Annotated in this window: 12 protein-coding genes; 2 read left to right on the top strand and 10 right to left on the bottom strand. The window is 72.6% G+C overall.

From position 1 onward, the window contains the following. Positions 1-15: 15 nt before the first annotated feature. Together mgtA and O7542_RS06310 are read right to left on the bottom strand one after the other, a co-directional pair. On the bottom strand, positions 16-2556 hold the full coding sequence (gene mgtA, locus O7542_RS06315) for a magnesium-translocating P-type ATPase (protein ID WP_281605845.1): 2541 nt from the start codon (positions 2554-2556) through the stop codon (positions 16-18). A 39-nt stretch (positions 2557-2595) separates the two neighbouring features. Next, complete coding sequence (locus tag O7542_RS06310) at positions 2596-3252, bottom strand: DedA family protein (protein ID WP_166456141.1); 657 nt, start codon at positions 3250-3252, stop codon at positions 2596-2598. Between the two features lie 119 nt (positions 3253-3371). On the opposite strand from O7542_RS06310, the gene O7542_RS06305 reads away from it, so the two are divergent. Beyond that, positions 3372-5711: a lysylphosphatidylglycerol synthase domain-containing protein gene (locus O7542_RS06305; protein ID WP_210882175.1), complete on the top strand. Its 2340-nt coding sequence runs from the start codon at positions 3372-3374 to the stop codon at positions 5709-5711. Positions 5712-5803: 92 nt separating this feature from the next. Here the strand turns inward: O7542_RS06305 and O7542_RS06300 are convergent, their stop codons facing one another. Both O7542_RS06300 and O7542_RS06295 read right to left on the bottom strand, forming a co-directional pair. Next, positions 5804-7519, bottom strand: a complete 1716-nt coding sequence (locus O7542_RS06300) for a tetratricopeptide repeat protein (RefSeq protein WP_281605844.1) — start codon at positions 7517-7519, stop codon at positions 5804-5806. 227 nt (positions 7520-7746) lie between these two features. Further along, positions 7747-8904 carry an alkane 1-monooxygenase gene (locus tag O7542_RS06295; RefSeq protein ID WP_043322873.1) on the bottom strand — a complete coding sequence of 386 codons (1158 nt, stop codon included), beginning with the start codon at positions 8902-8904 and terminating at the stop codon, positions 7747-7749. Between the two features lie 129 nt (positions 8905-9033). On the opposite strand from O7542_RS06295, the gene O7542_RS06290 reads away from it, so the two are divergent. Then, the gene (locus O7542_RS06290; RefSeq protein WP_064445449.1) at positions 9034-9633 is read left to right on the top strand and encodes a TetR family transcriptional regulator; all 600 of its coding nucleotides are present in this window, start codon (positions 9034-9036) and stop codon (positions 9631-9633) included. A 109-nt stretch (positions 9634-9742) separates the two neighbouring features. On the opposite strand, the gene O7542_RS06285 is transcribed toward O7542_RS06290, so the two are convergent. The 6 genes from O7542_RS06285 to urtB form a co-directional block, all read right to left on the bottom strand. After that, a complete protein-coding gene (locus O7542_RS06285) occupies positions 9743-10327 on the bottom strand; it encodes a hypothetical protein (RefSeq protein ID WP_281605843.1) in 585 nt (194 codons plus the stop codon). Positions 10328-10421: 94 nt separating this feature from the next. Further along, a complete protein-coding gene (locus tag O7542_RS06280) occupies positions 10422-11489 on the bottom strand; it encodes a lytic polysaccharide monooxygenase (RefSeq protein WP_043322864.1) in 1068 nt (355 codons plus the stop codon). A gap of 182 nt (positions 11490-11671) precedes the next feature. Continuing rightward, positions 11672-12364, bottom strand: coding sequence for an urea ABC transporter ATP-binding subunit UrtE (gene urtE, locus O7542_RS06275; RefSeq protein WP_281605842.1), 693 nt, complete (start codon positions 12362-12364; stop codon positions 11672-11674). Further along, on the bottom strand, positions 12364-13140 hold the full coding sequence (urtD, locus tag O7542_RS06270) for an urea ABC transporter ATP-binding protein UrtD (RefSeq protein WP_082930887.1): 777 nt from the start codon (positions 13138-13140) through the stop codon (positions 12364-12366). The genes urtE and urtD overlap by 1 nt, the downstream gene beginning before the upstream one ends. Next, positions 13137-14267: an urea ABC transporter permease subunit UrtC gene (gene urtC, locus O7542_RS06265; RefSeq protein ID WP_281605841.1), complete on the bottom strand. Its 1131-nt coding sequence runs from the start codon at positions 14265-14267 to the stop codon at positions 13137-13139. The genes urtD and urtC overlap by 4 nt, the downstream gene beginning before the upstream one ends. Then, a complete protein-coding gene (urtB, locus tag O7542_RS06260) occupies positions 14264-15151 on the bottom strand; it encodes an urea ABC transporter permease subunit UrtB (protein ID WP_043329910.1) in 888 nt (295 codons plus the stop codon). Before urtB ends, urtC begins: the two co-directional genes overlap by 4 nt. Between the last annotated feature and the right edge of the window lie 23 nt (positions 15152-15174).

Here is a 15174-nt window from a genome sequence, read left to right as displayed (position 1 = left end):
ATGGACGCGAGACCGTCACGGGCGGGGCACCCGCCGTGCGACGGTCGGGTCCGGCGGGACGACATGCTTGGCGGTCTCGTTGGCGGCGACGTTGACCAGGGTGACCGCGGCGAGGGCCGCCAGCACCACCGGCGGGAGCGCGGCGAGTCCGAGTGGCGCGGACAGTGGGCTGAAGGGCAGCGCGACGGTGACCGTGATGAGCAACAGTCCGGTGCCGGCGAGCGCGGCGGAGGGGCGGCTGCGCAGAAAACTCCGATTGGAGCGCAGCACCAGCAGCGCGATGATCTCGGTGGCGGTGAACTGGACGAACCAGGCGGCGCGGAAGACGTCGGTCGACACGTGCCACCACCAGCGCAGGGCGCCGAGTACGAGGAGGTCCACGGCGATGCTGATCGAGCCGTACACCAGCATGAACCTGCGGATGGTCCGGACGTCGACGGTACGCGGATGCTGGATCTGCTCGGCATCGGCGTAGTCGGTGGACAGGGTGGTGTAGGGGATGTCGGAGAGGAAGTTGAGCAGCAGGACCTGACGGGGCAGCAGCGGCAGGAAGGGCAGCAGGAGCGCGGCGATGCTCATGCTGACGACGTTGCCGAAGGACGCGCTGGTGTTGACCCGGATGTACTTCAAGGTGTTGGTGAACGTGCGGCGGCCGAGGCGGATGCCGTCGGCGATCACGTCGAGGTTCTTGTCGAGCAGCACGATCGCCGCGGCCTGTTTGGCGACGTCGACAGCGGTGTCGACGGAGATGCCGACGTCGGCGGCGTGCAGCGCGGGAGCATCGTTGATGCCGTCGCCGAGAAACCCGACGACGTCGCCGCGTTGGCGCAGCGCGGTCAGGATGCGTTCCTTCTGCAGCGGGTCCACCTCGGCGAACACGGTGACGTCGGCGATCCGCTCCGGCAACTGGTCGTCGGGGCAGGCGGCGAGGTCGGCGCCGACGAGCGGTTCGCCGGCTAGGTCGACGCTGGCGGCGACGTGCCGGGCGGCGTGCCGGTTGTCGCCGGTGACCAGTCGGACCGTGACGCCCATGTCAGCGAGCCGGCGGATGGCGGCGGCGGCGTCTGCGCGGGGTGGGTCCTGGAAGGCGAGCAGCCCGACCAGCGTCATCTCCCGTTCGTCGGCGACGGCGACGGCGGTGGCGCCGGGCATGGCTCGCACGGCGAGGCCCAGCACCCGGTCGCCCTGGTCGCTGAGCGCGGCGAACCGTCGCAGGACCCGCTCGCGTACCTCGTCCAGCGGTACCGTGCCCGCGGCGGTGCGTGCGGTGGCGCAGACGTCGAGCACCGCGCGTAGCGCACCCTTGGTGACCAGGATCGGCTCGTCTCCGTCGCGCACCAGCAGGGACAGGCGCTGGCGGGTGAAGTCGTAGGGCGCCTCGGCGATGCGGGTGCCCGGGTCGGCGGGTGGTTGCCCCCTCATGATCGCCGTGTCGACAGGGTTGGGAAATCCACGCTGGAGGCCGGCGTTGAGCCTCGCGAGCCGGGCCACCTCGGCGTCCGGCTCACCCTCGACCGAGAGGCAGCCGGTGAGGGTGACCGTGCCGGCGGTGAGGGTGCCGGTCTTGTCGGTCAGCAGCACGGTCATGGCGCCGAAGTCCTCGATGACCTCGAGGCGCTTGACGATGACCCGGTGCGCGGCCATCGCACGGGCGCCGGCGGAGAGGCTGACCGCGACGATCGCCGGCAGCATCTGCGGGGTCAGCCCGACGGCGAGGGCGAGCGAGAACAGCAGGGAGTCGATGACCGGGCGGTGCAGCAGCAGATTGGCGACGAAGATGCCGACCAGCAGCACCACCATGATCCGCACGAGCAGCAGTCCGAAGCGGGTCAGCCCGCGTTGGAAGCCGGTGCTGGCGGGGCGGGAGGCGACCCGGCGGGACACCGCTCCGAAGGTGCTGTCGCGGCCGGTGCGCATCACCACCGCGCGCGCGGTGCCGCTGGCCACGTGCGTACCCATCCACAGCGCGTTGCCGCGCGCGGTCAGCTCCGCGTCCGGCGGCGACGGGTCGTCCGACTTGGGTACCGGGAACGACTCGCCGGTAAGCACCGCCTGGTCGACCTGCAGACGTTCCGCCTGAACGATCCGGCAGTCCGCCGGGACGACGTCCCCGGCGCGCAGCACCACGAGGTCGCCGACGACGACCTCCTCGACCGGTACGGACACCTCACGCCCGTCGCGGATCACCTCGGTGTCCACCCGGACCCGGGCCTGCAACGCGTCGACGGCCCGCCCGGCGGCGTGTTCCTGCCAGAAGCCGAGGCCACCGCTGGCCGCGACGATGGCCAGGATGATGGTGCCGTCGATCAGATCCCCGACGGCCATCGACAGCAGGGTCGCGGCAATCAGGATCAGGATGATCGGGCTGGTGAACTGCGACAGCAGGAGCCGCCAGCCCCGCCTGGCGCCCGCGTCGACCCGGTTGGGCCCGTGCTCGCGCAGCAGGGCGGCGGCGCGTTCACCGGTGAGCCCGGCCGTGGAGGCTCCGACGGCGGCCACGGCCTGCGGCAGCGGCCCGGCCCAGAACGCCGCGCGCCCGTCGTCTGCTCGCCCCACTGCGCACTCCGCGGTCGCCGGCCACCCCCACGAGTGACGCTACCGATCCGCCCCACCGCGCGCGGGTGATTGGCCTGCCCGCTCACCGTCGGCCGGTTCGCGCCGTGCCCTCTGCCACGCCCGCAGCGCCACGCCGACGCCGATCAGGGCCAGCAGCGCCCACTCCCCGATGCCCAGTTCCCGTTCCAGATAGCGGTAGGAGGCGGCGCCCAGGTAGCCCAGCAGCGCCACGGCCGTCGCCCACACCAGGCCGCCGGCCAGGTTCGCCCGCAGGAACACCGGCCACCGCATCCCACCTGCGCCGGCGATCATGGGAACCACGGCGCGCAGCACCGCCACCCAGCGTCCGATGAGCACCGCCCACGCCCCGCGGCGGGCGACCAGGCGGCGGGCCCGCGCGATGTCGAGGCGCCGGCGCAGCACTCGCGGGGCGCGGGCGAGCACACCCGCGCCGTACCGGCGGCCGAGGGCGTACCCGGCCTGGTCACCGAGGCAGGCCCCGGCCGCCCCGGCGGCCACCACCGCCCACAGCGGCAGCGCGCCACCGTGGGCCACCAGCCCGCCGATCAGGATCGCTGTCTCACCCGGTACGACCAGCCCGAGCAGCGTCGAGGACTCCAGGGCCGGCAGGACGATCACCAGGGTCAGGACGAGCAGCGGCGGCAGCCCCACGAGCACCGCCAGGATCCTGTCCACCCGATGATTGTCGCCCCGGAGAGTGGCCGGTGAGAGAGAAGCGCCTCCCGCGGGCGGACGAAACGTAGGGTTCGGGTCGACGGCAGGGACGGTGCCGGACGAGGGGCGGCCGAGGACCGGTGGGAGCGCGTACGCATCGCCCGTCGCCGGCGTTGCTGGTCAGCCTGACCGTCTCGGCGTGCCTTCTGGCGGCGCTCAGCGCGGCCGTACGCAGCCACCGGGTGCCTCGCTGGGAGCAGGACCTGTTCACCCTGCTCAACCACCTTCCGGCCGGGCTGACCCCGGTCCTGGTCCTGGTCATGCAGCTCGGCTCGTACCCGGCGGTGTTCGTCGCCGCCGCAGCAGCCGTCATCGCACGCCGCATCGGCGCCGCGTGGACTCTCCTGCTGGCCGGGAATCTAGCGTACTGGCTCGCGGCAGCCGTCAAGGCCGCGGTCGCCCGGCAGCGGCCCGCGGCGCTGTTCACCGACGTGGTCCTGCGCGAGACGATCACCGGACGCCTCGGGTACCCGTCGGGACACGTCGCGGTCGCCACCGCCCTGGCGCTCGTCGCCGCGCGGGCCGGCGGCCCCCGGTGGCGCCGCGCCGCCTGGGTGGTGATCGGGCTGGTCGCCGTCGCGCGGATCCACGTCGGAGCGCATCTGCCGATCGATGTGGCCGGCGGTGTCCTCGTCGGCTGGCTCGCGGTGTGTCTGGCCCGACTCGTGGTCGGCGAGGTCGGGCCGCAACGGTCGGTGCCCGCACTGCGGGCGACGCTGCGGCGGCGCGGGATCGAGGTGGCATGGTTGGCGCCGATCCACGGCGACGCCCGTGGCTCGCAGCCGTGGCAGGCGGTCACCACCGGCGGTCGGCGACTGTTCGTCAAGGTGACCGGTGGCGAGCAACGCGACGCGGACTGGGTCTACAAGCTCTACCGGCGGATGCGCTACCGCCACGTGGCCGACGCGCCGCCGTACCTGAGCGCACGGCAGCAGAGCGAACACGAGACCTGTCTGACCCTGCTCGCCGCGCGTGCCGGCGTGCGGATACCGGCCGTCGTCACGACCGCCGCCGCGCCCGGCGGCGACGCCGTGCTGGTGCAGGAGTTCATCGACGCCGCCCCGCTGGACGCCGTCGTCGGGCCGGTCCCGCTTGCCGCCGTACGCGACGCCTGGGACCAGGTGGCGCGTCTGCACCGGGTGGGCATCGCGCACCGGGACCTGCGGGCCGCGAATGTGCTCGTCGGCCGGGACCACGTCTACCTGGTGGACCTGGGCTTCGGCGCCGACGACGCCTCGGCCGAGCAGCGGGCCCGCGACGTCGTCGAGCTGATGGTCGCCCTGGCCGGCCGGGTCGACCCGGCCGGCGTGGTCGATGCGGCGATCGACCGCCTGGGTGTCGCGGCGGTCGCGGACAGCGTGCCGTTCCTGCAACCCGCGGTGCTGTCCCGCGCCGGCCGGACCGCCCTGCGCGCCCGGCCCGGCATGCTCGACAGCCTTCGCCAGGAGATCCTGCGACGCAGCCCGGACCGCGACCGCCCGGCGGCGAAGGTGGTCCGGATCAGCCGCCGCACCGTCCTGGAGCTGCTGGTCCTGGGGTTGGTCGTGCACCTGCTGCTCCCCCAGCTCGGCGAGATCCGCACCGCCCTGGGGCTGATCGTGCACGCCAACCCGGTAGCGGTCGCCGCGACGCTGCTCGGCTCCGCTCTGACCTACCTGCTCAGCGGTCTCGTGCTCCGGTTGGCCACGGCCGGCCGGGTCCCGCTGGGCGAGGCCACCCTGGTGCAGGTGGCCGCGTCGTTCGCCAACCGGCTGGCGCCCGGCAGCCTCGGCGGCGCCGCGCTCAGCCTGCGTTACCTGCACCAGAAGGGACTCGTCGCCGCTGACGCGGGCACCGCCGTGGCCGTCTCCCGCGCCGCCGGCGTGGTGTCCGTCGTGCTGCTGCTGCCGGTGCTGCTGCCGTTCGCACGCCAGCCCGCCCGCATCCTCACCCACGACGCGGCCAGGGCACTGCCGCTGCTACTGGGCGCCCTGGCCGTGCTGCTGGTCCTCGCCGGCGTGCTCGCCGTACCCCGGGTCCGGCGGCGTGGACGCGCCGCGGCCGGCCAGGTCGTGACCGCGCTGCGCGAACTGCGCCACCAGCACGGGCTGCGGTGGCTCGTCGTCGCGTCGACGGCGCTCACCCTCACCTATGGCCTCTGTCTCTACGTCGCGCTGATCGCCGCCGGCCCGGTCCCGCTGGCCCACCTGCCCCCGGTGATCCTGGTCTGCCTCGTCGGCGAGGGTGTCTCGTCCGCCGCGCCCACCCCCGGCGGGCTCGGCGCCACCGAAGCCGCGCTCGTCTCCGGTCTGCTGCTCTACGGAGTGCCACTGGACGCCGCCGTCGCGGGCACCCTGATCTACCGTCTCGCGACGTTCTGGCTCCCGGTACCGCCGGGATATCTGGCCTTCCGGCTCCTGACCCGGCGCCGGCTTCTGTGAACGCCGGCGACGGGGGGCGATCGTGGGCGGGGCCGGAGCTGCAGTGGCGATCCGCGCGTCTTCGACCGTCTCCCGAGCTACGCCCGGCCGGGTCAGCCGGCCAGCGCCCGGCGACAGCGGGCGAGTTCCGCGCGCAGATCCCGGCGCAGGGCCCGGTCCAGGCCGGGCTGGGCGAGCGCATGGGCGAAGTCGCGGGCCGCCTCGTCCCACCGGCCCAGCCGGGTCAGGGCCGTGCCCCGGTTGTAGCGCGGCACGGGGGCCTCCGACAGCGCCACCGCCCGGTTCAGGTCGGCGAGCGCGGCGGCCACGTCGCCGCGTTCGAACCGGGCGGCGGCCCGGTTCGTCCACGCCTCCACCAGCTCGGGGTCCCCGCTCAGGGCCCGGGTGAGCAGTTCGTCGGCCTCGGCGGGCCGGCCGCGCTCGGCGAGAACCAGGCCCAGGGTGCACAGCAGCGCGGGCTCGTACGGAGCGCCGGCCAGCCCGGCCCGTGCGCCGGCCTCGGCGGCGTCGAGCTCGCCGCGCTCCACGTGCAGGTTGACCAGGGCGATCCGGGCGTCGAGGTGCCCGGGTTCGATGGCGAGCACCCGCTCCAGGTCGGCGCGCGCCCGCTCGGGGCGGCCCCGCTCCTGGTGGAGCACGGCCCGGTTGTAGTACGCCTCGGGCAGGTGCGGTCCCAGCCGGATGGCGGCGTCGTAGTCCCTGATCGCGGCCCGGGTCCGGCCCGCCGCCCGGTAGAGGGCGGCGCGGTCCACGTAGTACTCGCAGTTGTCCGGGTCGTGCGCGATCACGGTGTCCAGGTCGGCCAACGCCCGCGCCGGGTCGCCCAGCGCGAGGTGAACCTGCGCCCGGTTGTGGCGCAGCCGGGCCAGGTCCTGCGGGCGTTCGCCGGGCCCGAGAGCGGCCGTCAGCCGGGCCAGTCCGTCGTCGACGAGCCGCAGCGCGCGGTCGGGCCGGCCGGCCCGGCTGTCCAGCAGCGCCAGGCCCTGCTCGTAGAAGACCGTCGACAACAGCCGCTGGCGTGGGTCGGCCAGCTCGGCGGCGAGGTACAGCGCCCGCTCCAGCCACTGCCGGGCCAGCGCCGGGTCCTGCTCGGCCACCGGCAGGTGCCGGGCGTGCAGCATGGCGGTGGCGTACGCCGCCGACATCGTGATCTTCGGATCGTCGGTGACGGCCCGCGCCTCGTCGTAGAGGTCGAGCGCCTCGGCGGCCCGGTTCAGGGCTGCCAGGGCGGTGGCCAGGCCGGTGGTGAACGCCCACCAGTGCCGCAGGTCGCCGTCGGGGGTGACCGTCGCCCGCCCGCGCCGGGCGACCCGGGCCGCGTGGTGGTAGTAGCCGCGGGCCAGGCTGTCGCCCAGGGCCCGCCGCAGCGCCTGCGGGGTGCGCCCGTCGGGCGCCGGGTCGGGGGCGCCCTCGTCGCGCAGGTCGAGGCGCACCGGGGAAGGCCCGAGCCGGCGGGCCAGCGCGTCCAGCAGCTCGGTGGTCGTCTCGTCGGCGCTGGCGACGTGATCGAACCGGACGGTCACCGGCCGCCGGAGCGTGCCGGCCCAGGCCGCCACCAGCTCCGCCGCGCCGTAGGCAAGGCAGGCGGTACGGCGGGCGGGGTGGAAGCGGATCGGCTCCTCCTCGGCGGCCGGCCGGGCCGCCGGATCGAGCCGGGGGGCGATCGCGCGCAGTTCGACCGCGTGCCGGGCCGCCAGGCGGGGCCGGTCGGCGGCGACCCGACCCAGAAAGACCGAGACCCCGGCGTACGGCCCGTGGTCGCGGTGGCAGTCGTAACGTTCCGGCCCGCCGGTCACCGCAGGGCCCACCGCCGCAGGGGCGGGCGCCCGGAAGCGCCCGCCGGACCGGCAGTTACCAGCACCACTCGATCCACAGCCGGCGTGCGCCCGACACCAGGCGGAGCGCAGAAGTGCGACGGATGGTCATTCTCCTCATAGGAACCTCCGATGTGATCCACCTCAGGACTGGCCCAGAGCGTAATCCCGGTCGATGCAAATAAGAAGGGTGCTCGCAATTCGCGGCGCAGGGCCGAGGTCTAGTAGCGGCGCCGCAGTCGGGCCTCGGCGCGGGGGTTGCGATTGGCGAGGTTCAGGTCGCCGCCGTAGTGCGCCAGAACCCGTGGGTTCATCACCCGGTACCACAGCGGCGGAACGAGAGCGAGCAACACCATCGAGGCGTAGCCTCCGGGCAGCCGCGGCGAGACGTCGAAGCTGCGCAGCGTCTGGTAGCGGCGCAGCGGGTTGGCGTGGTGGTCGCTGTGGCGTTGCAGCTGGAAGAGGAACACGTTGGTGACGACGCGGTCGCTGTTCCAGCTGTGTCGTGGGTCGACCTTCTCGAAGCGGCCGGTGGCTGTGCGCCGGCGGCACAGTCCGTAATGCTCGAGATAGTTGACCGCTTCCAGCAGCGAGAAGCCGACGATCGCCTGTAGGAGCAGAAAGGGCACGAGCCGCCACCCGAACACCGCGATCAGCAGGGCGAAGAGCACGACGGTCATGAGCCCGGCGTTGAGCAGGTTGTTGCGCAGCGTCCACGGACTCTTGTGCCGCAGCCGGAAGCGGCCGGTCTCCAGCCGCCACGCCGAGATGAGGCTGCCCCAGACCGTACGTGGCCAGAACGAGTAGAAGCTCTCCCCCAGCCTGGCGCTGGCCGGATCCTCCGGTGTGGCGACACGGACATGGTGTCCGCGGTTGTGCTCGACGTAGAAGTGGCCGTACCCGGTGGGCGCGAGCGCGATCTTCGACATCCACCGCTCGACCGTTTCGCGCTTGTGGCCGAGCTCGTGTGCGGTGTTGATGGCCAGTCCGTTGACGATTCCGATGGTGGCGACCAGGCCGGCGGCGCCGGCGAGACCGAGGCCGCCACGCGTCCAGACCCATGCTCCGAGCAGCAGGGCGGCGTACTGCGCCGGCAGGAACAGGAACGTGATCCAGCGGTAGTAACGGACCTCCTGCAACCGCCGGGCGACGTCGTCGGGCGGGTTCTCCCCGTCGTCACCGAGCAGCACGTCGATGACCGGGATGAGTCCGAAGACCACCGCCGGGGTGAGCCACCAGGCAGCGGGTCCCGCACCGGCCTGCCACAACGCGTACGCCAGGAACGGCAGCACCGGCACGAGAAGAGCCAGTGGCCACAGGTGCTTCTTGCCGTCATGCCAACCGGCGGCGACCGCTGGAGCATCGATCGAGGTCTGCATGTGCCGCCTCCGGAGTGTCGAGCGCTGCGTCGACTGTCACACGGATACCCATGCTTGACAATATCTGGCCCCGCGTAAATTTGGTGGGCATGCAAGGCGTATGTGTCCAGTCGATAGACTCGGCGCACCATGGTCGACCCTCCGCCTTATCGCCACACCGCGCGCCGCCACCTGCGCGACGCGGTCCTCAAGGCCGGCCGCGACCTGGCGATCGACCGCGGCTGGGACGCGGTACGAATGGCCGACGTGGCGGCCCGCGTGGGCGTGAGCAGGCAGACGCTCTACAACGAGTTCACCAACAAGGCCGGACTCGGCGAGGCCATCGCACACCGCGAGATCGACCGGTTCACGGACGGCGTGCGGGAGGCGTTGTCCGCACACGGCGGCGACGTGCGGGCCGCCGTCCATGCCGCTGTCACGTTCGTGTTGACGCAGGCCGGCACCGACCCGCTGGTCAAAACCGTCCTCAACAGCGCCCGAGGCACCGACGCCCTGCTCCCCTACCTGACCACCCGCGCCGACCTGGCCCTGGCCGCCGCCGTCACGGTGCTGAGAGAGTGGGCGGGCACGCACCTGCCCCGGGTGCCGGCCGATGACGTCACCGTCGGCGCCGAATCCCTCGCGCGACTGGTCGTCAGCCACATCGTGCTGCCGACCGCGCCCGTCGACACCACCGCCGACACCCTCGCCGATCTGGCACAACGCTTTTTGGACCCGCCGCGGGCGTGAACCGGCGCAACAGCTGCCACAGACGGCGGAAGGAGAGCATCCCCTCCGGTGACGATCTGCTGCCGGCCAGGCCGCTTGCCCGCCGGCGGGTGTCGGCCGTCCGGCGTGGTCAGAGGCCGGCGGCGGCGTCGTACCGGCGTCGCAGGTCGGCCATCTCCGATGCGGGCAACGCCTCCCTGAGCGCCAGTTCCTCGTACTTGTCGGGGAACATCTCCCGTAGCCGGTCGACGAACCTGACGTCGGCGGTCGCCTCGACCACCTGAATGCCGGGAGGTTGGGTGGTCATGTCCATGATCACCGGGCCGACGAGCTTGACTGCCCCGTCCCAGTGGCGCTTCTGTTCGGCTACGCCGCAGAGGTGGAAGCCGTAGACCGTCTCGACGTCGGCCAGTGTGGCGGCCTCGGTGGGCTCGTAACCGTAGACATGGACTCCGCAGACGATCGCCGGCGGCGCCTGCTCTCCGGCCGGCGCCTGTGGGGCGGTGTGCCCGGCGTGCTGATGATCTTTCGGGTCCGCCTGCTCGAGGGTCGTACGCATCCGGGTCAGGATCTCCTGGCGGAGAACTGCCGGGTCCGTCCTCGGGGTGGTCGAGGTGACCAGGGCGGCCACACCGAGCGACGCGGCAAGCAGGCACACCTCGATCCACACGAAGACGCTTCGGTACCAGCCGCCGACGCCTACCCGGGAAATCATTGTCGTTCCTCACCTCGTCGCGGTTCCTGATGCTGGCGCAGGGCCCTGCCGGCGGTGGGGTGGCGCGTGCCGCGCCACCCCACCGCAGACGCTGTTACCGGGCGGTGCAGGTGAGGGTGGGTGCGGAGTTGGTGCCGTTCCAGGAGGCGTTGAAGCCGAAGCTGGTACTGGCGTTGGCGCTCAGGGAACCGTTGTAGGCGACGTTCGACGCGGAGACCGACGAGCCGCTGGAGGTGACCGTCGCGTTCCAGGCGTTGGTGATGCTCTGGCCGTTGGGCCAGGTCCACGCCACAGTCCATCCGGAGATGGCGGCGTTGCCGGCCTGGACGGTGACATCGGCACCGAAGCCACCGGACCACTCGCTGGTCTTGCGGTAGGTGGCGGTGCAGGCGCCGTTGCCGGCCGGCGGCGGCGTGGTGGGCGGCGCCGTGGTGGGCGGCGGGGTGGTGGGCGGCGCCGTGGTCGGCGGCGGGGTCGTCGGCGGCGGGTTGTTGCCGCCGCCGAAGATCACGTCACTGCAGAGGTAGTACGGCTGGTCGAGGTGGGACGCCTGCCAGATGGTGTAGACGACGTGCCGCCCGGTGCGGTTGCCCGCGTTCACCTGCGCCTCGTAGAGCCCGGTGGTCGGGTAGCTGCCGGTGCGCAGCACCAGTTCGAGGCTGTTCCAGGTGAGGGGCTGGGTGGTCGGGTCGAAACCCTGCTTGGTGATGTAGATCAACATGTAGTCGGCACCGTGCTTGGCGCCGTCGGTCAGCGTCAGCGTGAAGTTGTTCGGCATCGACTTCGCGGTCCAGGCGCCGACCGCGTCGAGCGAGGCGTACAGGCCGTTCTGGGTGCGACCACCGCTGCACAGCTGCCCGTCCGGCACGGCGGCCTGGTGGTTGCCGCCGACGTTCTCGCGGTACAGGCCGTTCCAGTTCCACATGGTGTTCGGGTTGGCCTGCCACGCCTGCCAGCACATCGGGTCGGTCTGGGCCATCGTGGGGTTGAGGTGGTCGGAACCCCAGCGCTCGTAACATCCGTAGTTGCGTGACGGCGGGTTGGTGACCGATCCGTGCGCCGAGGCCGGACCGGCCTGGTTGACCACGACCATCGTGAACGAGGCGACGAGAACTGCGGCCGCGGCCAGTCCCAGACGGCGTGCTGTCCGTGAGATTTTCATGATGCTCCAGTGGATGCGCCGACGCCCAGTGGCCCTCGCTGGGTGCCCACCCCGGAGAAGGTGACGCCGATCGATTCAAGCCGCCCACCAGGTGGACGGCACTGCTGCCCAGCAGCGCTTGGCGACTCCCAGCCACGATCTTAGTAAAGACCGCCGTCAATGTAAATCGGACCCGTCCCGGATCAGACCGCGAGAGCCGCCCGTACCTCCCGCTCCGCCGTCACTCCCCCGTCGCCGTGCGAGGTGACCCGGCCGGATTCGAGGACGTGATAGCGGTTCGCCACCCGCAGCGCGAACCCGAGATGCTGCTCGACGAGCAGCACGCTGAAGCCGGACTGCCGGGTCAGCTCGACGATCCGCTCCTGGATCTCGGCGACCACCGACGGCTGGATACCCTCGGTCGGCTCGTCGAGCATGAGCAGCCGGGGCCGGGTGATCAACGCGCGGGCGATGGCGAGTTGCTGACGCTGGCCGCCGGAGAGGAGCCCGGCCCGCCGCCGCAGCAGGGGACGCAGCGCCGGGAACAGGTCCAGCGCCTCCGCCGTCGCCACCGCGCCGTCGCGCCGGGCGTCGGCGACGAGGCGCAGGTTCTCCGCCGCCGTCAGGTGCGGGAAGCACTGCTGGCCCTGCGGGACGTACGCCATGCCACGCGCCACCCGCTCGTGCGGCGCGAGACGGGTGACGTCCTCGCCGTCCAGCTCGACGGTGCCGGCGCTCGGGCGCAGCAGGCCCGCCGCGACCCGCAGCAGGGTGCTCTTGCCGGCGCCGTTGTGCCCGAGCACCGAGGCCACCCCGTCGGGCGGGACGGCGAGGTCCACGCCGTGCAGCACCCGGGAACGCCCGTATCCGGCGTGCACCCCACGCAGGGTCAGCATCATGCCTCCAGAGGGCTGGGGACCGACCCGGCGTCGACCGGGTGGCCGAGGTAGACCTCCTGCACGCGCGGGTCCGCCTGGACCTGCGCCACGGTGCCCTCGCTGAGCACCCTCCCCGCGTGCAGCACGGTGACGCTGCGCGCGAAGCGACGCAGGAAGTCCATGTCGTGCTCGATCACCACCACCGTGCGGTCCCGGCTCACCGTCTCCAGCAGGGCGCCCGTGGCGTCGCGCTCCTCGTGGCTCATCCCGGCGACCGGCTCGTCGAGCAGCAGCAGCCGCGCGTCCTGCACCAGCAGCATGCCGATCTCCAGCCACTGCTTCTGGCCGTGCGCGAGCGTGCCGGCGAGCTGGTCGGCCCGGCCGGCCAGCCCGATGGTCTCCAGCGCGGCGGCCACCTCGTCGGGGATCCCCCGCCGGCGCCGGGCCAGGGTGGCCCAGCTCCGGCGGGCGCCCGCGGCGATGTCGAGGTTCTGCACGACCGACAGCTCCTCGAAGACGGTCGACGTCTGGAACGTCCGGCCGACGCCGAGCCGGCTGATCCGGTGCACCGGGCGACCCAGCAGCTCCTGGTCGCCGAAGCGCACCGAGCCGGTGGCCCGCACCAGACCGGTGATCGCGTCGACAAGGGTGGTCTTGCCGGCGCCGTTCGGCCCGATCAGGAACCGGATGTCACCGGCGGGCACCTCCAGCGAGACGCCGTCGACGGCGGTGAAGCCGTCGAAGCTGACCCGCACGTCACGGACGGACAGCCCGTCCAGCCGGTCGTCGCTCACGGGTGCACCTCCGCCCGCTCGGCGCGGCGGCGGGCCAGCGCCCACAGCGACGCCAGGCCGCCGGGAAGGAACGCCACGACCACCACGAAGAGCAGACCCTGCAGGTACGTCCAGGTGCCCGGGAAACGTTCGGAGAGGGCGGTACGCGCCCAGGCGACCGCCACCGCGCCGAGCACCGGCCCGAGCAGCGTGGCCCGGCCGCCCACCGCCACACCGATGACGAACTCGATCGACGGGACGATGCCGATGAGGGCGGGCGAGATGATGCCCACCGCCGGCACGAACAGCGCGCCGGCGAGGCCCGCCATACCCGCCGCCACCACGTAGGCGACGAGCTTGACCGACGCCGGGTCGTAGCCGAGGAAGCGGACCCGCTCCTCGCTGTCCCGCACCGCCACCAGCAGTTCCCCGTAGCGGCTGTGGACGATCTGGCGGGCCAGCGCGAGCAGCGCGAGCAGGACGCCGGCGATGATGAAGTAGACCATCCGCTGGTTGACCGGGTCGTCCAGGTCGTAACCGAAGAAGCCCTGGATGTCGGTGAGCCCGTTGGTGCCGCCGGTGGTCCCCTGCTGGCCGATCAACAGGATCACCATGGCGGCGGCGAGCGCCTGGCTGAGGATGGCGAAGTACGCGCCCCGCACCCGGCGGCGGAACACCAGTGAGCCGAGCCCGAACGCGACGGCCATCGGCAGCAGCACCGCGGCCGGCAGCGCGAACCACGGGCTGGCGAACGGCCGCCACCAGACCGGTAGTTCGTCGAGCTGCCCGTACAGCTGCATGAAGTCGGGCATCCCACCGGGACCCGCGTCGGCGAGCTTGAGGTGCATGGCCATCGCGTAGCCGCCCAGGCCGAAGAAGACGCCCTGGCCGAGGGTGAGCATGCCGCCGCGCCCCCAGGCGATGCCGATGCCGACGGCCACCATGGCGACGCAGAGGTACTTGGCGAGCAGGGCCAGCCGGAAGTCCGACAGCGCCAGCGGCGCGACGGCGAACAGCAGCGCCGCGCCGAACGCGAACCCCGCCGCCGCGCGCAGCCGGGACCGGCCACCGGACCGGCTCGCAGGGGCGATGTCGTCCGGGGCCGGTGCGCCGGCGGTGCTCGGCGGCGCGGGTGTCACGGCGGTCATGCGAGGCTCCTGGTCCGCAGGGTGAACAGGCCCTGTGGCCGCCACTGGAGGAACGCGACGATCGCCACGAAGACGATCACCTTGGCGACGCTGAGGGTCGTGAGGTACTCCCCGGTGGCCTGGAGGACCCCGAGGGCGAAGGCGACGATCACGCTGCCCTTGAGCTGACCGATCCCGCCGACCACGACGACCAGGAAGGCGTCGATGATCAGGTTGGTGCCCATGGTCGGGCCGATCGGGCCGAGCAGGGTGAGCGCCACCCCGGCGAGCCCGGCCAGGCCCGAGCCGAGGAAGAAGGTCGTCCGGTCGACCCGCGCGGTGGGGATGCCGGACACCGCGGCGAGGTCGCGGTTCTGCACGACCGCGCGGATCCGGCGTCCGAGCGGGGTGAACCGCAGCGCCAGCGTGAGGGCGGCGACGGCGGCCAGGGCCAGGGCCAGGATGAACAGCCGGTTGTTGGCGACCGTCAGCCCGCCGGGCACCGCCACGTTGCCGGTGAGCAGATCCGGCGCGCGGGTCTGCACGTTCGGACTGCCGAAGATGTCCCGCGCGAGCTGTTGCAGCATCAGGGACACGCCCCAGGTGACCAGCAGGGTGTCCAGCGGACGGGCGTAGAGCCGGCGGATCAGCAGGATCTCCAGCAGCACCCCCATCGTGCCGGCGACCACGAACGCCACCGGCAGCGCGACCAGCAGCGACAGGCCGGCGCCGGTGATGCTCTGTTGCAGCACGTACGTGGTGTACGCGCCGGCCATGATGAACTCGCCGTGCGCCATGTTGATGACGTTCATCTGGCCGAAGGTCAGCGCCAGCCCGAGCGCGATGAGCAGCAGCACCGCGCCGATGCTGATGCCGGTGAAGAGTTGACCGAAGAGGACTGTCACGGTGGGTACTCCCGTACTGCTGG

This window comes from Micromonospora sp. WMMC264 (assembly GCF_027497275.1).
In the GTDB taxonomy this organism is placed as follows: domain Bacteria; phylum Actinomycetota; class Actinomycetes; order Mycobacteriales; family Micromonosporaceae; genus Micromonospora; species Micromonospora chalcea.
This window is presented reverse-complemented; position numbering and strand designations above follow the sequence as displayed.